Genomic DNA, 19,768 nt, shown 5'->3' with positions numbered 1-19,768 from the left:
CTACGGCGCCCACGTGCGACGATATGCCGGTGACCACTGCAGATGTCGGTTCATCGCCAGCGTCGGACCCTCGAGCGTCCACTCCGATCGTGATCCGGGTGCTCCGGATCGGCTTCGCCGTACTCGGCGCGGTTGCGCTCGCGTGGATTCCGCTGCGAAACATCGACGTCGAGGCATTCTCCGTCGCAAACTATTTCAGCTACTTCACGATTCTGAGCAACGTCGCCACCATCGTGGTCCTGCTCGTCGGTGGTGTGCTCGATCCCGGCAGTCGGGCGTGGCAGAGCGTGCGCGGCGCGGTCACCGTCTACATGGTGATCACGTGTGCCGTATATGCGGTCCTCCTGGCCAACATCGACGTGATGCTCACCGATCGCTGGATCAACGATGTGATGCACAGGCTGCTTCCCCTCGTGCTGCTGGCGGACTGGATCCTGGCGCCGCCGCGCACGAAGATCGAAGACAGCCAGGTGCTGCAGTGGCTGGCATTCCCGGCTGTGTACGGGGTGTACAGCCTGATCCGCGGCGAATTCGTCGACTGGTACCCCTACCCGTTCCTCGACCCACGTGAACAGGGCTACGTGTCTCTTGCCATCGGGCTCGTCGTACTGACTGTCGCGCTGACCCTGCTCGCGCTCGCCGTCGGTGCGGTCGGCAGACTAGCGGCCCGGTGGCGCTACCGAAACGACGCGCACGCTAGTTTCGTCTGAAGCGATTGTGGAATGAGGGGCGCGTAATGGGTTCACTGTGGCACGGTTTCGCGGACATGGGTGCCGTCGACAAGGGTGCTTTCGTCATTGCTCGTGGCGAAGGCGCCTACATCTGGGACGCCGCAGGCAACAAGTACATCGACGCCACGGCGGGATTGTGGTTCGCGAACGTCGGGCACGGCAGGCGTGAGATCGGTGACGCGGTCGCCGAACAACTTGCGACCGTTGCCCACTACTCGAATTTCGGCGACTTCGTTCCGGCCGTGACGGCAACGCTCGCCGAACGGCTGGCGGAGATCGCGCCGGTCCCCGGCAGCAAGATCTTCTTCACGTCGGGCGGCTCGGATTCCATCGACACTGCCGCGAAGCTCGCGCGCCGCTACTGGGGTGAGGTCGGCAAACCGTCCAAGCGCATCATCGTCGGCCGCCAGAAGGCCTATCACGGTATGCATGTCGCCGGAACCGCACTGGCGGGGATCCCGCCGAACCGTGAAGGGTACGGCGAGTTGATGGCCGATGCGCGGACCGTCGAGTGGGACAACGCGAAAAGCCTGCTCAGCCTGATCGAGGAGCTCGGTGCGGACAACATTGCCGCGTTCTTCGCCGAGCCGATCATCGGTGCGGGCGGCATCTACCTGCCCCCCGAGGGTTACCTCGCGGAGGTCCGTGCCATCTGCCGCGATCACGACATCCTTTTCGTCGTCGACGAGGTGGTGACCGGCTTCGGCAGGATCGGTGGATCCTGGTTCGCGTCTTCGCGATTCGACCTGCAGCCGGATCTGATGACGACGGCGAAGGGCTTGACGTCCGGCTACGTCCCGATGGGTGCCGTTTTCATCGCCCCGCACATCGCCGAGCCGTTCTTCGCGGGCGGTGTCTGGTGGCGGCACGGCTACACCTACGGCGGGCACGCGGGCGCTGCCGCGGCCGCAATGGCGAACCTCGACATCATGGAACGCGAGAACCTGCTGGACGAGTCCAAGCGTCTCGAAGGCTCACTGCACAAACATCTTTCGCCGCTGGCCGATCATCCTCGCGTCCAGGAGGTGCGCAGCGGACTCGGGGCTGTCGCCGCTGTGCAACTCGCCGATCCCGCCGAGGCCTTGCCGTTCGTCAAAACACTCCGTCAGCACGGTGTTTCGGGACGAGCAGCGGGCGTCGGCGCGATGCAGTTCTCGCCGTCGTTCGTCATGACGGACGAGCAGGTGGCAGAGCTGGCGGAGCGGGTGCTGGCAGCGCTCGGCTGATCAGGCTCGAGACTTTTTGCGACGCAGGAACGACACACGTTCGCGCAGTGTCGGTTTGCTCGGCTGCGCGATGGTGGTCGGTGCTGACGCGGCACGGGCATATCGTGCGTGCAACTGTTCCCGAACCTCGTCGGGGGTATAGGCGCGCCGCGCGCGTTCGTTGCGCGCAACGACAACTCCGGTTGCGACGACGCCGACCGCTCCGGCGAGACCTGCGAGCTTCAGTGCCTGTGCGCCGGTGAGCCTCATCGCCTTAGGCTAAGGCCATGACTCCGCGAATGCACGCATCGCAGGTGAGCTTGTCGGACGCGGTCGAGCAGACGCGCACGGGCGACATCTGGATCTTCCGCGGCCATTCCGGCCCTGACCGCGCAATCCGGACCCTCACCAACAGCCCGGTCAATCATGTCGGGATGTCGGTCGTCCTTGCCGATCTGCCGCCGTTGATCTGGCATGCGGAGTTGGGGAAGTCGTTGCAGGACATGTGGACCGGTCGGTTCCAGCGAGGTGTCCAGTTGCACGATCTTCGCGACGCCGTGCAGGTGTGGGGCGGCCGCTACAAGCAGCGCGGCTGGCTGCGGCAGTTGGAACCGGCCGTGTCGAAGGAGCAGGAGGACGCGCTGCTTCGGGCCATCGCGCGCCTGGACGGTACCCCGTTTCCGTCCACTGCGAAGGTGACGGGTCGGTGGTTCGCGGGCCGCCTACCTGGCCGTAAGGCAGATGCGCAGAAACTCGAGAGTGCCTATTGCGCAGAGGTTGTCGGGACGACCTACGAGGCCATGGGTCTGTTGCGCAAGCAACATCGGTCCAACTGGTACGACCCCGGAAAGTTCTGGAGCGGTGACAGACTGCCGCTGGCGACGGGGTTCGATCTGGGGCGTGAACTCCAAGTTGTGTTGACGGAAGCCGAACTCGCCGCGGGCGCACCCATCCCGACTCGTCGGTCTACACGCTGAACGTGCGTTCGGCGACCGATCTGCCGCCGACGTGGACCCAGCCGTCGGCCGCGTAGTCGGTGAAGATTTGCGAGCCGAGTCCCTGGGTGATCGTGAGATCGCGCTCCAGTAGCGCAGTGATTCGAACAGCGGCCGCACCTGTTGCCTCGTCTTCACGAATTCCCAGGACGGGGGCGAACATTCGTGAGCGAATCGCTCCCGCGGCTTCGTCGGTCCACGCCCAGGCGTAGTGCAGTGCGTCGGTGAAGCGGGCAGGATCGAGCGCCTCGACCTCGGCAGCGGAGGCCAGATCGTGGAACGTGAAGTCGGTCGCCCAGTCCGCGCGTGCGCGAATCTTCGTGAGGCCGTTGGTGCGTGTGACCTCGACACGTCCGGCAGGTACGTCGATGGCGTCGACAGCGAACCCGAGTTCGCTCAGCCACCATCCGAGGCCGACCGTAGGGTGCCCCGCAAAGGGGAGTTCGGTTGCGGGGGTGAAGATCTGCGCTCTGGTCGTGGTGTTGCCGCCGGGAAGTTCGACGAAGATGGTCTCGCTGAACCCGAGATGCGCTGCGAGAGATTGCCTGTCGGACAACGGAACAGCTGCTGCATCGACGATGCCGAGCGCGTTGCCGAACTCACCGGCGGCGTTGGTGAACACCCGAACGACGGCGACGTCCACACTCATTCTCGATCCCTTCCATCCATAAAGAAAACTATAGGCGGCTACGCCGCTCGTGAGTCTTTCCGGTGGTTCCGCCCTCCGAAAGGACTCACGAGCGGCGGAGCCGCATTAGCCTGCGGTGACCGTCATGTCCTCGAACACGATCTCGCCGAGGGCATCCGATTCCTCGATGTCGACGACGGCATCGATCGACCAGCCGTGGTCCTCGTTCGGGTCGTCGAGGACTTGGCGGACCGAACACATGTCCGCGTCGCGCACCAGGGTGAACAGCTGCGGTCCACGTGCCGACGGACCCGTTCCGATCGTGCCGTATTCGTCGAAGTAGTCGGCCAGCAACAGTTCCCAGCCCTCGGCATCGGGACCCGCCCCGAGGTCGGCAAGCGCATCCCAGCGCCGCAGCGCCGCGAGTTCGACCCGGCGGAACATCGCATTGCGGACGAGCACCCGGAACGACCGAACATTCGCCGAGATCGGCCGCGGTGCACCGGCATCGAACGCCGTCTGGTCGGTGTCGATCTCCGCGCCCGGATTGGTGAGCTGTTCCCATTCGTCGAGCAGGCTCGAATCGACCTGTCGTACAAGCTCGCCGAGCCACTCGACGATGTCGTCGAGCTCCTCGGTTCGGGCTTGGTCGGGGACGGTCCTGCGCAGCGCGCGGTAACCGTCGGCGAGGTAGCGCAGGACGAGCCCCTCCGACCGGGTCAGACCGTAGTGGCTGATCAATTCGGCGAACGTCATGGATCGCTCGATCAGGTCGCGGACCACCGACTTGGGTGACGGCGCGAACTCCGACAGCCAAGGATGGCCACCGCGATAGGTCTCGTACGCCGGAACGAGCAACTCCTCCAAAGGTTTCGGCCACGTCACCTCTTCGAGGAGTTCCATCCGTTCGTCGTATTCGATGCCGTCGGCCTTCATTCTGCCGATCGCCTCGCCGCGCGCAGCGTGCTGCTGGGCCATCAATAACTGCCGCGGATCGTCGAGGGTCGACTCGATCACCGAGATCACATCGAGTGTGTAGGTGGGGGAGTCGCGGTCGAGCAATTCGAAGGTCGCCAACGCGAACGGCGACAGCGGCTGATCGAGTGCGAAGTCGCGTTGCAGTTCGACGGTGAGTCGCGCCATGCGACCGAACTCGTCGGGTTCGGAGAGTTGCTGCACGACACCGGCATTCACCAGTCCTCGATACAGGCTGATGGCGCGGAGGATGTGCTTGCGTTGGGCAGGTCGCGGCTCGTGATTGTCTTCGAGCAGGTGACGCATCGCGACGAAGCAGTTGCCAGGGCGCGCAATGACGTTGAGCAGCATCGAGTTCGTCACCGCGAAGCGGGACACCAACGATTCCGGTGACGCCGCGACGAGTCTGTCGAACGTCTGCGCACTCCACGACACGAAACCTTCGGGTGCTTTGCGGCGCTGGACTCTCTTGAGCTTCTTCGGATCGTCACCTGCCTTTGCGACGAGGCGGGCATTTTCGACTTCGTGCTCGGGTGCTTGGACGACAACGGTTCCCATGGTGTCGTAGCCGGCCCTGCCCGCGCGTCCAGCGATCTGGTGGAACTCACGAGCACGCAACTGGCGCGTTCTGACGCCGTCGTACTTCGTCAGACCTGTGAGCAGTACCGTGCGGATCGGCACGTTGATGCCCACACCGAGGGTGTCCGTACCGCAGATGACTTTGAGCAGACCGTCCTGCGCCAACTTTTCGACGAGTCGACGGTATTTGGGCAACATGCCGGCGTGGTGGACGCCGATCCCGTGTCGGACCAAGCGCGACAACGTCTTTCCGAAGCCGGTCGCGAAACGGAAGCTGCCGATCGCGTCGGCTATCGCGTCTTTCTCCGCTCGCGAGGAAAAGTTGATACTGGTCAGCGCTTGCGCCCGTTCCAATGCAGCGGCCTGGGTGAAGTGGACGACGTAGACCGGTGCCTGATGGGTGGTGACCAGTTCCTCGATCGTTTCGCCGATCGGGGTGAACACATACGAATAACTCAGCGGCACAGGACGTTCGGTGCCTGCGACCACCGACGTTGGTCGGCCGGTTCGGCGGGTCAGATCGTCGCGGAAGAAGTCGACCTCACCGAGAGTTGCCGACATCAACAGGAATTGGGCGTTCGGTAACTCGATCAGCGGCACCTGCCAGGCCCAGCCACGGTCGGGTTCGGCGTAGAAGTGGAACTCGTCCATCACCACCTGTCCGACGTTTGCGTCCGCGCCCTCGCGTAGCGCAAGGTTCGCAAGAATCTCAGCTGTCGCGCAGATGATCGGCGCCTGCGCATTGACCGAGGCGTCACCGGTCACCATCCCGACCTGATCGGCGCCGAAAATATCGCAGAGCGCGAAGAACTTCTCGCTGACGAGTGCCTTGATGGGTGCCGTGTAGTAGGTGCGCTGGCCGCGGGCGAGTGCGGCGAAGTGCGCTCCGACTGCGACCATCGACTTCCCCGAGCCGGTCGGGGTGGCAAGGATGACGTTTGCACCGGAGACGAGTTCGATCAGCGCTTCGTCCTGCGCTGGATAGAGTTCGAGTCCTCTGTCTTCGGTCCACGACGTGAAAGCGTCGTAGAGCCAGTCGTCTTCGACAGCCTCGCTGGGGTCGCGATCGTCGATGAGGCTCCGTAACAGCACGGCTACAGGCTATGCCTCAGGTCGCGCTGCGCTCCGAGGCGCTCGCCACGTCGCGCATCTTCTCCTCCAGCGGAGGTGCAGCCAACGCAGTGGGATGCATGGTCCGGCGGGCAAGTTCGTTCGAGGCGCTCATGCCGATGGTGAGTGCGGTCCGCCAGCGCTCGTGGTCGTAGAGAGCCTCGTCGGTCGAGTCGAGAAAACGCTGAACGACGCCGATGAAACGCAGTAGTTCGTCGCGAAACGGGAAATGTGCGGAGTCGGCGAAGATCTCTAGTCGAGACCCCGGCATCGCCGCATAGGCCAGGTGCGCGTGTGCGACGGGCAGGACGGCATCGCGTTCACCCCAGATGATCTGCACGGGGATCTGCTCGTTGAGATAACAGCGGTCGAGGATCGTAATTGCCTGACCACGCCAATCTGCGCCTGCCCGCAACGTCCTGACGAAAGCCCGGTGCCCCATCCGATCGGATTGATCGGCAAGTACCCGCATGATGTCCACGGCGTCGTGACCGACCGAAGCACCCGTATGCCCGGTGGCGTCGTAGATGCCTGCCAGCGCCCGACCGACGACGTCGAGCGCTCGACGTGCCCCCGGTAGCTGCAGCACCTGCAAAGCGGCACTGAGCCCGGGTACCGATGCGGCTCGCAGCACAGGGTGGACCTCGCGATGGATGCCCGCGGACGACACGATGACGAGACGATCGACCATGTGCGGATATTGATACGCGAACTGCATCGCGACGCCGCCGCCGAGCGAGTGGCCGATGATCGTTGCCCGTTCGACCTCGAGGACCGTCAGCAGATCGCGCAAGCCGTTGGCGTAGGCCGAAATCGAGTAGTCGGCCCGTGGTTTGTCGGATCGACCGTGGCCGAGCAGGTCCGGTGCAATCACGGTGTAGTTGGCCGCCAGGTGCGGTATGACGTCGAGCCAGGTTTCGGAGTTGTCTCCGATGCCGTGGATCAGCACGATCGGTGGACCTTGGCCTGCTACTCGGATGGCACGCCGATACCCGTGGACAGTCCGAAAAGTAAGCCGCGGCTCGACCTGTGAGACCGGTCGCAGCGGCCGCATGTTCGTCATGGCGACTCCTGTGTCACGCGATGTGTGAACGGTGCACAACGCTGCAGATGTTCGGGATTGTTCGGGCGGGAACGGATGCAGGGGAGTCTACGATCCATCACCCGGCCCTGCAGTGCGAGCGACAAGTGCATCGCTCTCTCATCGTTCAGGTGGCGCTGCGTTCGGCGGCGTCGAGTGCGTCCAATACGGTCGATCGGGTTGCCGCTGCGCCTGCGATCGCGCGGTCGGAGGTGCCGGAGCGCAACGATTCTCGCCAACGCTGCTGGTCGAACGTCGCGGGTTCGGTCGTCGACATAAACGTCTCGATGACGCGCAGATAGCGGAGCGGGTCGGTGTGAAACGGGTAGTGCCCGGTGCCGGCGAATATTTCGATCCGCGATCCAGGCATGGCCGCGTGGGCGATGTGAGCGTGGCTCACCGGGAACACAGAATCCCTTGCACCCCAGATTATTTGAGTCGGAATGTCGTTGGTCAGATAGCAGCGATCGAGGAGCGTGATCACTTGACCGCGCCAATCCACCACTGCGCGAAGCGTCTTCAAGAATGCGAGGTAGGCGGTCCGATCGTCGAGATCACCGACCATTCGCATGATGTCGGGCGTCTCGTCGAGGACGGCGCTCGGCCGTAGCGTCGCACCGTGCAGACCGATGGCGACGTTGCCCGCGATCTTCGCGACCGGACGTCCGCCGGGAAGCCGCAGGAATCGCAACGACTCGTTGATCATCGGCATCGACAGCACCCGCAGCAGCGGATGGATGTCTTTCGTCACGCCGCTGGACGAGGTCAGCACGAGCCGATCGACCAGGTGTGGAAACTGATAGACGAACTGCATCGCCACCGCGCCGCCGAGCGAATGCCCGACCACCGTCACTCGACCGATGCCGAGAACTGCGAGCAGATCGCGCATTCCATTCGCGTAGGCCGCAACCGAATAGTCTGCGCGCGGTTTGTCCGAGCTGCCGTGCCCGAGCAGGTCGGGAGCGATGACGGTGTGTTTCTGCGCCAGGTGCGGGATGAGGTCGCACCAGGTCGCGGAACTGTCACCGATGCCGTGGATCAACAGGATCGCCGGACCGCTGCCCGCGATCCGGAACGCACGCCGGTAGCCGTGGATCGTGCGAAAGGCGAGCCGACTTTCCGTGTCGGGAACGCGCCGGAGCTTTCGTGCCTGCGATCCAGCCATCGTCGCCTCCTACCGAGAATTCCGACCAGCACCGACGAGCGTATGCGGCTCGCAGTGCTGGTCGGTTCGGTAGCGGTTACATCGATGTTTCGACTGGCGAACAGTCGTCTTACGCGTCAGGGAGTTGGGTCGACACTGTCCTCGCCGTCGTACCCGCCCTGCTCGGCAAGGAACTTCTCGAATTCCGCACCGAGTTCGTCACCGCTCGGGAGCGGGGTGTCGCTGGCGAGAAGAGTGGACTGCTGCTCCTGGCTGCTCACGAACGTGTCGTACTGCCGTTCGAGCGCCGACACGACGGCCTCGACCTCGGCGTTGCCCTCGATGTGCTCGTTGACCTGCTCGCGGACGCGTGCTGCCGCCTCGCCGAGTGCGGCGAGCGGCAGTTCGAGATTGCCCATGGTCGCGACGCTCTCGAGCAGGGTCTGTGCGGCTTCCGGATAGTCGGTCTGGGCAAGGTAGTGCGGGACGTGGACGGAGAAGCCCATCGACTCGTGCCCGTGCTGCGCCATCCGATATTCCAGCAACGACGACGCGCTGCCGGGAACCTGAAGTTCGCCCGCCCACCGCTGGCTGTCCTTGACCAGGTCCTTGTTCGACGAATGTGCTGTCATGCCGAGTGGGCGAGTGTGTGGGATCGCCATCGGAATCGCGTTGAGGCCGATGGTGCGACGCACACCGAGTTGCTCGGCCAACAATCGAACCGCTGTCGTGAAGCGTTCCCACTTGAGGTCGGGCTCCATGCCTGCAAGCAGAAGGAACGGTGTGCCGACCGTGTCGCGCAACGCGTACAGGTTGAGCTCCGGCTCCGCGTACTTCGAGAAGTGATCGCTCTTGAAGGTCATCGTCGGGCGCCGCGACCGGTAATCGAGCAATTCGTCGACGTCGAACGACGCGACGAGTTCGCTTTCCAGGCTCTCGCGCAGATGGACCGTCGCGAGCCGGACCGCATGGCCTGCGTCGGTGAAGCCCTCCAGCCCGTGCACAAGGATCGGCCCTTCGCCGTCAGCGGACGACAGTTGTGGCGCCGGGAACTCCAGCTCGTACATCCTCGACTTCTCGTCCATCGCTCGGACCCCTTCCTTGTGGAACCACTTTCCAGTGTCCACTACGAATCACATACCCGACCCCGGTCGCGCGCAACCGGGTCGCCCATCACCAACGGGCAACGCCGAACGTGCGTGACGAATTCCCGAAACGGACCTGAGCCATATATCGCAACCCGCGCATGGATTGTGGAACTGTGGGACTTCAGACAACACGTTCGTCGAAGATCCGGAGGCAAGTTGTGACCCAGCGAGTTCAAGGTGTCGTATCCCGCGCACAAGGCGAGCCCGTCAGCTTGGAAACGATACTGATTCCCGATCCGGGTCCGGGTGACGTCGTCGTCACGATCCAGGCGTGCGGGGTGTGCCACACCGACCTGCACTACCGCGAGGGCGGCATCAACGACGAGTATCCGTTCTTGCTCGGCCACGAGGCAGCCGGTGTCGTCGAGGCGGTCGGGGAAGGGGTCGATCGCGTTGCGGTCGGCGATTTCGTCGTCCTGAACTGGCGCGCGGTCTGCGGTGTCTGTCGAGCGTGTAAACGCGGTCGACCGTGGTACTGCTTCGACACCCACAACGCGAGCAAGAAGATGACGCTGGAGGACGGCACCGAACTGTCACCCGCGCTCGGCATCGGTGCGTTCGCCGAGAAGACGCTCGTACACGAAGGACAGTGCACGAAGGTCGATCCGACGGCGGATCCCGCGGTCGTCGGCTTGCTCGGCTGCGGCGTGATGGCAGGCCTCGGCGCTGCGATGAACACCGGCAACGTCGGTCGAGGTGATTCCGTTGCCGTCATCGGTTGTGGTGGAGTCGGGTGTGGCGCCATCGCAGGCGCGCGGCTTGCGGGTGCCACCACGATCATCGCCGTCGATCTCGATCCCGGAAAACTCGCGTGGGCAACCGATCTCGGCGCGACCGACACCATCGACGCAAGTTCCGGTGACGTCGTGGAAGCCATTCAAGCGTTGACCGACACCTTCGGAGCCGACGTCGTTATCGATGCGGTCGGCCGCCCCGAAACCTGGCTGCAGGCTTTCCACGCCAGAGACCTGGCGGGAACTGTTGTCCTGGTAGGTGTTCCGACCCCGGACATGAAACTCGAACTGCCGCTGATCGACGTGTTCAGCCACGGTGGCGCCTTGAAGTCGTCGTGGTACGGAGATTGCCTGCCCGAGCGCGACTTTCCGATGCTGGTCGATCTCTATCAGCAGGGTCGCCTGCCGCTCGACAAGTTCGTCACCGAGCGGATCGGCCTCGCCGATGTCGAGGCCGCGTTCGCGACGATGAAGAAGGGGACCGTACTGCGCTCGGTCGTCGTCCTGTGAGCGGGCTGCGCATCGATCGTGTCGTGACGTCGGGAACGTTTTCACTCGACGGCGGCACCTGGGACGTCGACAACAACGTCTGGCTGATCGGCGACGACTCCGAGGTCGTCGTCGTCGACGCAGCACACACCGCGGCGCCGATCGTCGACGCCGTCGGAGGTCGGCGGGTCGTTGCGATCGTCTGCACACACGGCCACGACGACCACGTGACGGTCGCTCCGGAACTGGCTGCAGCCCTCGATGCTCCGGTGTATCTGCACCCGGCCGATGACATGCTGTGGGAACAAACACACGCAGGCACGTCGCACCTCGCGCTGGAGGACGGGCAACGCATCGCAGTCGCGGGAACCGACATCCTCGCCCTGCACACCCCCGGCCACTCGCCAGGATCGACGTGCCTCTACCTGCCGGAGGCAGGAGAACTGTGCACCGGAGACACCCTGTTCGCAGGCGGGCCCGGCGCGACCGGCCGCTCGTTCTCCGATTTCGGGACGATCATCGACTCGATCACCGCACGCCTGTTCGCGCTGCCCGCGGAGACGAGGGTTCGGACCGGACACGGCGACGGCACGACGATCGGCTCCGAAGCGCCCCACCTGGAGGAATGGATAGCGCGCGGACACTAGAACGTCGGCATCCGGCCTGACTCGCCCCGGCGGCGGGTTCGCGGGTATCTGCGCACGTGTGTGCGACAGTGGAACGAGGGCGTGTGTCACTACGCGCCGACTCGTTCAGGAGGATGTGAATTGACGTTGCGCCGACGGCACTGCCTCGCTCCGGCGGCGCTCGGGATGGTTCTAGCGCTGTCGGGGTGTGGCTCGACGATAACCGGTGAGGCCGTTGCAGATTCGTCGACGGCGCAGCGTGCGATACCGGGCGAGCTCGCCGACCTCCTGCTCGGTCCGGGTGACTTCTCGGCACCGTACGAAGCTGTCGTCCTGCCGCCGACGGCGATGAAGGACGCAGGTTCCGACCTCGACATCGTCGACGGCGCCGAGGTCGATCCGCCCGATTGCGGGGACAGGCCGGGCAATCAACCCACCCCAGGTGCGATCATCGTCGGCACAGCGTCGGACGCCGCGAAGAAGCCGATCTCGACGATCACGATCGGGCTCACCAGGACGACACGATCCACCGAAACCCTCGCCGCACGGCGCGACCGGCTCGACCGCTGCCCGGACGTGACGGTGACGACAAAGGACGGTGTCACCGTGAAGCTGCGCAACGAGGTCACACCGGCGCCCCCGATCGATGCCGACGACACCCTCGCCGTCAAGCAGACCGCCACATCGGGATCGGCGGAGAAACCGTTCGTTCAGGAGTTGAGCACCTTGTCTGCGCAGGTCGGCGATGTGGTTGTCGAGGCGGTGTTCTTGACCTACACCGGCGCGAAGCCCGATATGGCTGCGCTCGATCAGCTCTTCACCGATCAGGTGACCAAGATTCGCGCGGCAGAGTAGCCCGCGCGGTTTATAGCACACACCTCCGACCGACCGCCGTTCTCCAGACCCCGAAATGGGCACTGCGAGGCGAGATTTTCACATTCGACCCGGTTGTCCACAGGCCACGCAAAACCGCAGGTCGGCCACGTTGGACCGCCGGCGATGTGCGCCAGGCTCTCGCCATGACATCCTCGGCTTCCCAACACGACCCGCTGGCCATGTGGCCAGCAGTCCGCATCTCCGATCCCGGCGACCTACTGGCGGCTGTGCCCGCGCTGCTCGGGTTCCCGCCGCAACGTTCGCTCGTACTCGTCTGTGTCGGAGGACCGGCGGGAACCACGATCGGTCCGGTCGTTCGGGTGGATCTCGTGCTCCCCGGCGAACTCTCGCCCATCAACCAGGGAGGCGACGATTTCGAGCCGTTCGTATGGGGGCGCTTCGACTCGCTGACTGCGCCGGTGCTCGCGTCCATCGACCAGCTCGGCGAGCTGTGCGCCAGAGAACGGGTACACCACGCGATCGCGTTGATCGTCGACGACCGCATCGAATCGTTGATCGGACCGGACCTCGGACCGGGACCGCTGTTCGACAACGTGAACTTCGGTGGGGACTTCTGTGGCGATTTCGACGGTGAAATCTGCGGCGACGCGTTCGACGATCCGGCCGAAGACGGTCGAGACGACGACTTCGATATCGGCGAGGTCTACGAAGAGATCGCTGACGCACTCGGCGCCGGACTCGCCGCGCACGGAACAATATTGGTCGGCGCGCACATCACGATGGAGATAGCGGCGGGGGAGTTCTGGTGGAGTCTGCTCGGCGATCGTCGAACCGGGTTTCTCCGCGACCCGGGCTCGTCCACCGCGGCGGCAACGAACGTGCTGCACGGTCGCCAGATTCGCGGATCACGTGCAGAGGTCGCCGCAGTGCTGGAACCGGGCGATCCCCTCGAGCGGATCGAGGTAGCGAAGCTCATCGCCGATGCTGCGGAAGCGGCGTTCTCGGCGCGACGACGCGCTGCGCGAGCGGGCACAAAGGATGCACACAGCCGAAACGAGTTGGTGCGCGTTCTGTTCCAGGTCGAGAACGTCGCGACCGGTGCCGTTCTCGGACCTGCGGAAATCGTGGAACTCGGTGTTGCGTTGACGAACGTCGACGTCCGCGATTGCGCCCTGGTGCTGGCGACCGGTGATCAGGCAGACGCTGCCGAACAACTGTGGCTGACGATGGTGCGACTACTGCCTGATCCGTACTACGCCGATGCCGCCGCCCTGCTGGGCTACAGCTGCTACGTGCGCGGCGACGGACCACTCGCCGGCATCGCCTTCGAGGCTGCCCGGCGATCCGAACCCGGCCATCGGCTCGCGAACCTGCTCGACGGTGCACTGCAGAACGGTGTGTCACCGCAGGTGATGCGATCACTCGCCGACACGAGCTATGCCGTTGCGAAACGTCTCGGTGTCATCCTGCCGCCGCCGCGGCACGACTGAAGCGAGGTCAGTGCGCTGGACGCGCGGCGTGCGAACGATCTCCGAGGCCTTGGAAGTAAGACCATGCGTCGGAGACGATCTCGTCGAGGTCGGTGTGCACGGGTCGCCAGCCGAGCTCGTCGGTTGCCCGATCACTCGAGGCGACGAGGACCGCAGGATCACCCGCGCGCCGTGGCGCGTCCTGCGCCGCGATCGACTTTCCGGTCACCCGCTCACACGCCGAAATCACCTCGCGCACAGAGAATCCGGTGCCACTTCCGAGGTTGTAGATGCGATGCTCGCCTGCGGTGCATGACTCCAGCGCGAGGATGTGTGCGTCGGCGAGATCGCGGATGTGGATGTAATCGCGAACCGCCGTGCCGTCGTTCGTCGGCCAGTCGGTGCCGAAGACCGAGATCTTGTCACGAACCCCCGCCGCGACCTGAAGCACGAGAGGAATCAGATGTGTTTCGACAACCCGGTTCTCGCCGAATCCCGCATACGCGCCCGCGACGTTGAAGTACCGCAGACTCGTCGCCGCCAGACCGTGTGCAGCCGCGTACGACGTGATCACATGATCGATGGCCAACTTCGACGCACCGTAGGGATTGGTCGGGCGGGTCGGCGCCTCCTCACGGATAGGCGAGGATTCGGGTTCACCGTAGGTGGCTGCGGTCGAGGAGAACACCAACCGAGGAGTGCCGGTGGCACGCATCGCTTCGAGTAGATCGAGTGTCTTGACGACGTTGCCGTACCAGTACTTCTCGGGCTGCACGACCGATTCGCCGACCAGCGACTGTGCAGCGAAGTGCGCGACGCCGTCGAAGGAACCACCGGCGAGCACTTTCTCGGCCACCGCTGCGACGTCGCCTTCGACGAACTCCGCGCCCTCGGGAACGGCGTCGGCATTACCGGTCGACAAATCGTCGACGACGACGACGTCGTGGCCGCGTTCGAGGAGGACCTGTGCGCAGACGCTTCCCACGTACCCGGCTCCGCCGGTCACCAGTAGTTTCACTGAACGAGCTTCACCTGCACCGCGTGCGCCATCTCTTCCGACAGGTCGAATTCCTCGTGACCCGGGACGGTGATGGCAACCATTCCGCCTGGTTTGACCTCGACGGTGACTCGCGCGTCCGGCACCACACCGGCTTCACGAAGACGCCCGATCACCTCGGGGTCGGTTTGAATGTGCTCGGCGAGACGTCGAACGACGACAGCAGCAGGCTTGCCGACCGCGACGTCGGTCAAACGGACGAGCACCTCGTCCGCATCGGTCGGCTTGTCCATGCCGAGCTCGTCCAAGCCGGGGATGGGGTTGCCGTACGGCGATGTCGTCGGATTGTTGAGCACGACGACGAGGCGGCGTTCTACTTCCTCGCTCATCACGTGCTCCCACCGGCATGCTTCGGCGTGGACCTGCTCCCAGTCGAGCCCGATGATGTCGACGAGAAGTCGCTCGGCGAGGCGGTGCTTACGCATCACCGCGATGGCCAGATTGCGGCCTTTCGCAGTCAGTTCGAGATGCCTGTCGCCGGCAACAAGAAGCAACCCGTCACGTTCCATCCGTGCGACCGTCTGGCTGACCGTGGGACCGCTCTGCTCGAGGCGCTCGGCTATCCGCGCCCGCAGTGGAACCACACCCTCTTCCTCGAGGTCGTAAATGGTACGGAGGTACATCTCCGTGGTGTCGACTAGATCCTTCACCCTCACACCCCTTCGTCACAGAAATTCTACCTATACTGGGCATCCGTTTGTGGTGCCATGGATTTCTACTGCGCGAGTCGCGTTCGTAGACGCCCGCGAACAACAGCGATCGACCGCGGACGAGCCGCGTACAGGCGAACCTCACCAGGTGGAACGCGCCGATAGCCGCGATCCTTCCCCAGGGCACAGTAGCGTGGTGGACATGCCCGCGTTGCCACCGCAGGAGACGTCACAGCCCGGGCCGAAGTCTGCGGCCAGGTCGAGCGCCGTCGTGTGGAGTCCCAGCTATCTCGGCTACACCTGGACCCGCGGACACCCGATGAATCCCACGCGTCTGGACCTCACGATGCGGCTCGCGCGAGCAATCGGGCTGCTCGACGGCATCGAGGTGATCGAACCGTCGGCGGCGAACGACGCCGATCTGTTGCGCATCCACACTCCCGACTACATCGCTGCCGTCAAGACCGCGAACACCCATCCGGTACCTCTCGATGCGCTGGATCCGCCGTTCGGACTCGGCTCCGCCGACAATCCGATCTTTCCGAACATGCACGAGGCCGCCTCGATCATCACCGGCGGCACCCTTGCCGCGGCTCGCGAGATCGCAGCGGGACGCACCAGGCGCGCGGTGAGCATCGGTGGTGGTATGCATCACGCCATGGCCGGGTCCGCCGCGGGATTCTGTGTGTACAACGATGTCGCTGTTGCGATTTCGTGGTTGTTGGACAACGGCTACGACCGGATCGCCTACATCGACGTCGATGTCCACCATGGCGACGGCGTGCAGCGCGCGTTCTACGCCGACCCACGTGTGCTCACCGTCTCCGTGCATCAGCATCCGGCGACGCTGTGGCCGAGCACCGGCTATCCGAGCGAGTGCGGCGTCGGCGCTGCAGAAGGCACGTCGATCAACCTGGCGGTGCTGCCGCAGACATCGGATGCCATGTGGCTCCGCGCATTTCACGCGGTCGTTCCCGGTGCCGTCGAGTCGTTCCGGCCGCAGATCATCATCAGCCAGTGTGGTGTCGACACCCATCGGGAAGACCCACTCGCCGACCTCGCGCTCACGGTCGACGGTCAGCGCGCCGCGTTTCTCGCCATGCGGGACCTTGCCGACACCCATGCCGAGGGACGCTGGCTTGCTGTCGGTGGCGGCGGCTACGGATTGATCAGGGTGGTGCCGAGGTCGTGGACGCATCTGATCGCGGCCGCCCTCGATCGCACGATCGATCCGAATACCCCGATACCGTCGTCGTGGAGCGATTACGTCGCGACTATCGCGCCGTCGGTGCAGCTTCCCGACACGATGGGTGAAGGTGGCGACATCGCCTACCGACCGTGGGACGGCCCCGGTGGCGCTGCCGAAACCGGTATCGCCGAACAGGATCGAGCGATCCGGGCGATCGATACAGCAATCCTCGCCACGCGCAGAGCCACCTTCCCGCTACTCGGACTCGACCAGGACGACCCACGTGACTGAGCCGACCCCGTTTCCCGAGCACCGCATGGCCGACGTGCTCGCTTCGGACGGCGGCGTCGTGCACCTGCGCCCGATCTTGCCGACCGATGCGGACGCGCTCGTCGCATTCCACGGCGCGCTGTCCGAGCGCACGCGCTATCTGCGCTATTTCGGACCGTATCCGCATATGTCGGACAAGGACGTCGAGCGTTCGACCAACGTCGATCACCGCAATCGCGTGGCCCTTGTCGCGATACTCGGCGATGCGATCATCGCGATCGGACTCTACGAGCGCCTACCCGACGAGAAGACCGGAAACTGGTCCAATTCTGCGGAGGTGGCGTTCGTCGTCGCGGATTCCCATCAGGGTCGCGGCCTCGGGTCGATCCTGCTGGAACATCTTGCGGGCGCTGCCGCCGAGAACGGGATCGAGACGTTCGTCGCCGAGGTGCTCGCCGAGAATCGCGGAATGGTCACGGTGTTCAAGGAGGCCGGCTATCAGGTCCGTCGTAGCATCGACGGCTCTGTGCTGCATCTCGAGTTCGCCATCGATCCGTCCGAAGCTCTGCTCTCGGTGCGTAATTCGCGAGAATTGGCATCGGAAGCCCGCAGTGTTCGAAACCTGCTTTCCCCGAAATCCATTGCGTTGATCGGTGCGTCGACGACAAAAGGCAAAGTCGGCAACGCCGTCCTTTCGAACATCTTGAACGCGGAATTCATGGGGCCGGTATTTCCCGTCAACGCCGTACATCGGTCGGTCCGCGGCGTGCGGGCCTACGCAACGGTGCGCGACATACCCGACGACGTCGACCTCGCCATCGTCGCTGTACCCGCAGGCGAGATCGAAGCCGTCTTCGACGATTGCCTGGCGAAGGGCGTCAAAGGCCTGATCGTGTTGTCGGCGGGCTTCGCAGAGACCGGCACCGACGGCTTCGACGCCGAACGCCGGCTGGTCCGTGATGCCCGCGGGCATGGAATGCGGCTCGTCGGGCCGAACGCTCTCGGCGTCGCGAACACCGACCCGCAGGTCGCCCTGAACGCAACCCTGGCGTCCGAACTGCCCGCGCGGGGGCGAGTCGGCTTCTTCTGCCAGTCGGGTCCGCTCGGAGCCGCGATTCTGGGGGAGGCGGCCAAACGCAGGCTCGGGCTTTCGACCTTCGTCTCGGCAGGAAACCGAGCCGACGTATCGGGCAACGACCTGCTGCAGTACTGGGATTCGGACGCAGATACCGACGTTGTCCTGCTGTACCTGGAGAGCTTCGGTAACCCGCGCAAGTTCTCGCGTATCGCTCGCCGCGTCGCCAGGAACAAGCCGATCGTCGCAGTTCGCAGTGGGCTCAGTGCCGCGCGGAACCGGGCGACGCACGACCAGGCAGTCGACGGTTCGATCGCCGCTGATCTGTTCTCGCAGGCGGGGGTCATCCAGGTCGAGACGATCTCCGAATTGTTCGACTGCGCGGTACTGCTCGGCTATCAGCCGCTACCGCGCGGCCCGCGCGTCGCCATCGTCTGCAACAGCACCGCGCTGGGTTGGCTCGCCGGCGGCGCCGCAGAGTCCGAAGGTTTGCAGGTCGGCGAGCAGGTCGATCTCGGACCCGGCGCAAGCCCCGACGAATTCGCCGCGGCCATCCGCACGGCGATCGAATCCCGCGACGTCGACGCGGTGATCGCAATCTTCGTGCCACCGATCGCGGTTCCGACTCGGCCGTTCGCGGAAGCGTTTCGGCACGCGACGAGCGGTGCGGCCAAGCCAGTGCTGACCACGTTCTTCGGCGAAGAGGGCATTCCGAAGGCGTTGGAGGTTGCGGGACCCGACGGCACGCCTGTTGCAGGCTCGATACCGTCCTATCCGGATCCGGAACGTGCCGCCCGTGCACTCGGGCGCGTCTGGCGATACTCGCAGTGGCGGGAGCGGCCGATCTCGAATGTTCGCAGGCCGCAGGACATTGCGGGCGAGCATGCGGCACAACTCGTCGCGTCGAGGCTGGCAACCGAGCCGAGCGGTCGCTGGCTGACCGACCTCGAGGCCGCGGAACTACTGGCCTGTTACGGAATTCCGGTAGTCGAATTTCGTGAAGTGACCACCGAGGACGAGGCAGTTGCGGCCGCCGAGGAGCTCGGATACCCGGTTGCGGCGAAGGCAACGGGGGAGATGTGGCGAAGCCGACCCGATCTCCGTGGAGTCAGGCTCGATCTGTCTGGGCCCAAATCGGTGATCCGCGGCTATCACGACCTTGCGGCAGTGTCGGGTCAACCGCTGGTGCACGTGCAGCGGATGGCGACGCGCGGTGTCGGGTGTGTGGTGCGTGTGCAGGACGATCCGTCGTTCGGGTCCGTCGTGTCGTTCGGCCTGTCGGGGCCGATCCTCGATCTGCTCGGCGACCGTGCCTACCGGGCGTTACCGCTCACCGAAGACGAGGCCGTCGCGTTGGTCGAGGCACCACGCGCGGCGCCGCTGCTGTCCGGCACAGCGACTTCCGAGGCTGTGAACAAGGAGGCACTGGCCGAAGTTCTGCAACGGATTTCGGCGCTGTGCGACGATCTCGCGGACGTGCGTGAGTTGTCGTGCGAACCGATCCTGGCGTCGGGTCGGCGTGCGGAGATCCTGTACGCGCGTGTGCGGATCGGCCCGCCGCCGAATCGTGAGGATCTAGGTCCGCGCAGACTGCGGTGATCCTGCTGTACCGGCACGCGCGAGGCTGTACCGGCAAAGAAGTTTCGCGCCGACCGGATCCGCGTGGAACTCCCGAGGGTGGAGAGTTCCAGCGATCCGGTCGACGCGATGGGTGGCCGTCGGCGACCGTAGTCCAGCCGCAGGCGCACCTATCGGGGTGTGGTTTTCGTTGCGAAC

General features: G+C 64.7%; 17 protein-coding genes. 9 read left to right on the top strand and 8 right to left on the bottom strand.

Translation table 11 applies throughout. The features are described from left to right. Nucleotides 1-23: 23 nt before the first annotated feature. Both JGU71_RS21350 and JGU71_RS21345 read left to right on the top strand, forming a co-directional pair. Complete coding sequence (locus JGU71_RS21350; RefSeq protein ID WP_199706315.1) at nt 24-710, top strand: Pr6Pr family membrane protein; 687 nt, start codon at nt 24-26, stop codon at nt 708-710. Nucleotides 711-736: 26 nt separating this feature from the next. Next, on the top strand, nt 737-1,957 hold the full coding sequence (locus JGU71_RS21345) for an aminotransferase family protein (protein ID WP_199706313.1): 1,221 nt from the start codon (nt 737-739) through the stop codon (nt 1,955-1,957). Here the strand turns inward: JGU71_RS21345 and JGU71_RS21340 are convergent, their stop codons facing one another. After that, nucleotides 1,958-2,206, bottom strand: coding sequence for a hypothetical protein (locus JGU71_RS21340; protein WP_199706311.1), 249 nt, complete (start codon nt 2,204-2,206; stop codon nt 1,958-1,960). Between the two features lie 17 nt (nt 2,207-2,223). Here JGU71_RS21340 and JGU71_RS21335 point away from each other — a divergent pair, with 17 nt between their 5' ends. Beyond that, nucleotides 2,224-2,913, top strand: coding sequence for a hypothetical protein (locus JGU71_RS21335; RefSeq protein ID WP_199706310.1), 690 nt, complete (start codon nt 2,224-2,226; stop codon nt 2,911-2,913). Here the strand turns inward: JGU71_RS21335 and JGU71_RS21330 are convergent. The 5 genes from JGU71_RS21330 to JGU71_RS21310 all read right to left on the bottom strand — a co-directional run bounded on the left by JGU71_RS21330 (nt 2,903) and on the right by JGU71_RS21310 (nt 9,533). Next, nucleotides 2,903-3,580, bottom strand: coding sequence for a PhzF family phenazine biosynthesis protein (locus JGU71_RS21330; protein WP_199706309.1), 678 nt, complete (start codon nt 3,578-3,580; stop codon nt 2,903-2,905). The genes JGU71_RS21335 and JGU71_RS21330 overlap by 11 nt on opposite strands. A 105-nt stretch (nt 3,581-3,685) precedes the next feature. Then, nucleotides 3,686-6,205 (bottom strand): DEAD/DEAH box helicase, encoded by a 2,520-nt coding sequence (locus JGU71_RS21325; RefSeq protein ID WP_307829750.1) that lies wholly within the window; start codon nt 6,203-6,205, stop codon nt 3,686-3,688. Nucleotides 6,206-6,221: 16 nt separating this feature from the next. Further along, nucleotides 6,222-7,286: an alpha/beta fold hydrolase gene (locus tag JGU71_RS21320; protein WP_199706308.1), complete on the bottom strand. Its 1,065-nt coding sequence runs from the start codon at nt 7,284-7,286 to the stop codon at nt 6,222-6,224. 145 nt (nt 7,287-7,431) lie between these two features. Then, a complete protein-coding gene (locus tag JGU71_RS21315; protein ID WP_199706307.1) occupies nt 7,432-8,469 on the bottom strand; it encodes an alpha/beta fold hydrolase in 1,038 nt (345 codons plus the stop codon). A 116-nt stretch (nt 8,470-8,585) separates the two neighbouring features. After that, nucleotides 8,586-9,533, bottom strand: coding sequence for a proteasome assembly chaperone family protein (locus JGU71_RS21310; protein ID WP_199706306.1), 948 nt, complete (start codon nt 9,531-9,533; stop codon nt 8,586-8,588). 221 nt (nt 9,534-9,754) lie between these two features. Here JGU71_RS21310 and JGU71_RS21305 point away from each other — a divergent pair, with 221 nt between their 5' ends. The 4 genes from JGU71_RS21305 (at nt 9,755) to JGU71_RS21290 (ending at nt 13,772) form a co-directional block, all read left to right on the top strand. Next, the gene (locus JGU71_RS21305; protein ID WP_199706305.1) at nt 9,755-10,840 is read left to right on the top strand and encodes an S-(hydroxymethyl)mycothiol dehydrogenase; all 1,086 of its coding nucleotides are present in this window, start codon (nt 9,755-9,757) and stop codon (nt 10,838-10,840) included. Then, nucleotides 10,837-11,466 carry an MBL fold metallo-hydrolase gene (locus tag JGU71_RS21300; RefSeq protein ID WP_199706304.1) on the top strand — a complete coding sequence of 210 codons (630 nt, stop codon included), beginning with the start codon at nt 10,837-10,839 and terminating at the stop codon, nt 11,464-11,466. Before JGU71_RS21305 ends, JGU71_RS21300 begins: the two co-directional genes overlap by 4 nt. A gap of 120 nt (nt 11,467-11,586) precedes the next feature. After that, a complete protein-coding gene (locus JGU71_RS21295) occupies nt 11,587-12,300 on the top strand; it encodes a sensor domain-containing protein (RefSeq protein WP_199706303.1) in 714 nt (237 codons plus the stop codon). A 164-nt stretch (nt 12,301-12,464) separates the two neighbouring features. Next, nucleotides 12,465-13,772, top strand: a complete 1,308-nt coding sequence (locus tag JGU71_RS21290) for a DUF4192 domain-containing protein (protein ID WP_199706302.1) — start codon at nt 12,465-12,467, stop codon at nt 13,770-13,772. Between the two features lie 7 nt (nt 13,773-13,779). Here the strand turns inward: JGU71_RS21290 and galE are convergent, their stop codons facing one another. Both galE and JGU71_RS21280 read right to left on the bottom strand, forming a co-directional pair. Continuing rightward, nucleotides 13,780-14,769 carry a UDP-glucose 4-epimerase GalE gene (galE, locus tag JGU71_RS21285; RefSeq protein ID WP_199706301.1) on the bottom strand — a complete coding sequence of 330 codons (990 nt, stop codon included), beginning with the start codon at nt 14,767-14,769 and terminating at the stop codon, nt 13,780-13,782. Further along, the gene (locus JGU71_RS21280; protein WP_199706300.1) at nt 14,766-15,458 is read right to left on the bottom strand and encodes an iron-dependent transcriptional repressor DtxR; all 693 of its coding nucleotides are present in this window, start codon (nt 15,456-15,458) and stop codon (nt 14,766-14,768) included. The genes galE and JGU71_RS21280 overlap by 4 nt, the downstream gene beginning before the upstream one ends. Nucleotides 15,459-15,660: 202 nt before the next feature. Between JGU71_RS21280 and JGU71_RS21275 the strand changes: the two genes are divergently transcribed. Next, on the top strand, nt 15,661-16,938 hold the full coding sequence (locus tag JGU71_RS21275; RefSeq protein WP_199706299.1) for an acetoin utilization protein AcuC: 1,278 nt from the start codon (nt 15,661-15,663) through the stop codon (nt 16,936-16,938). A 25-nt stretch (nt 16,939-16,963) separates the two neighbouring features. Beyond that, nucleotides 16,964-19,591 (top strand): bifunctional acetate--CoA ligase family protein/GNAT family N-acetyltransferase, encoded by a 2,628-nt coding sequence (locus tag JGU71_RS21270; protein WP_199706519.1) that lies wholly within the window; start codon nt 16,964-16,966, stop codon nt 19,589-19,591. Nucleotides 19,592-19,768: the final 177 nt, after the last annotated feature.

It is taken from the genome of Antrihabitans stalagmiti, from assembly GCF_016482825.1.
Classification (GTDB): domain Bacteria; phylum Actinomycetota; class Actinomycetes; order Mycobacteriales; family Mycobacteriaceae; genus Antrihabitans; species Antrihabitans stalagmiti.
This window is presented reverse-complemented; position numbering and strand designations above follow the sequence as displayed.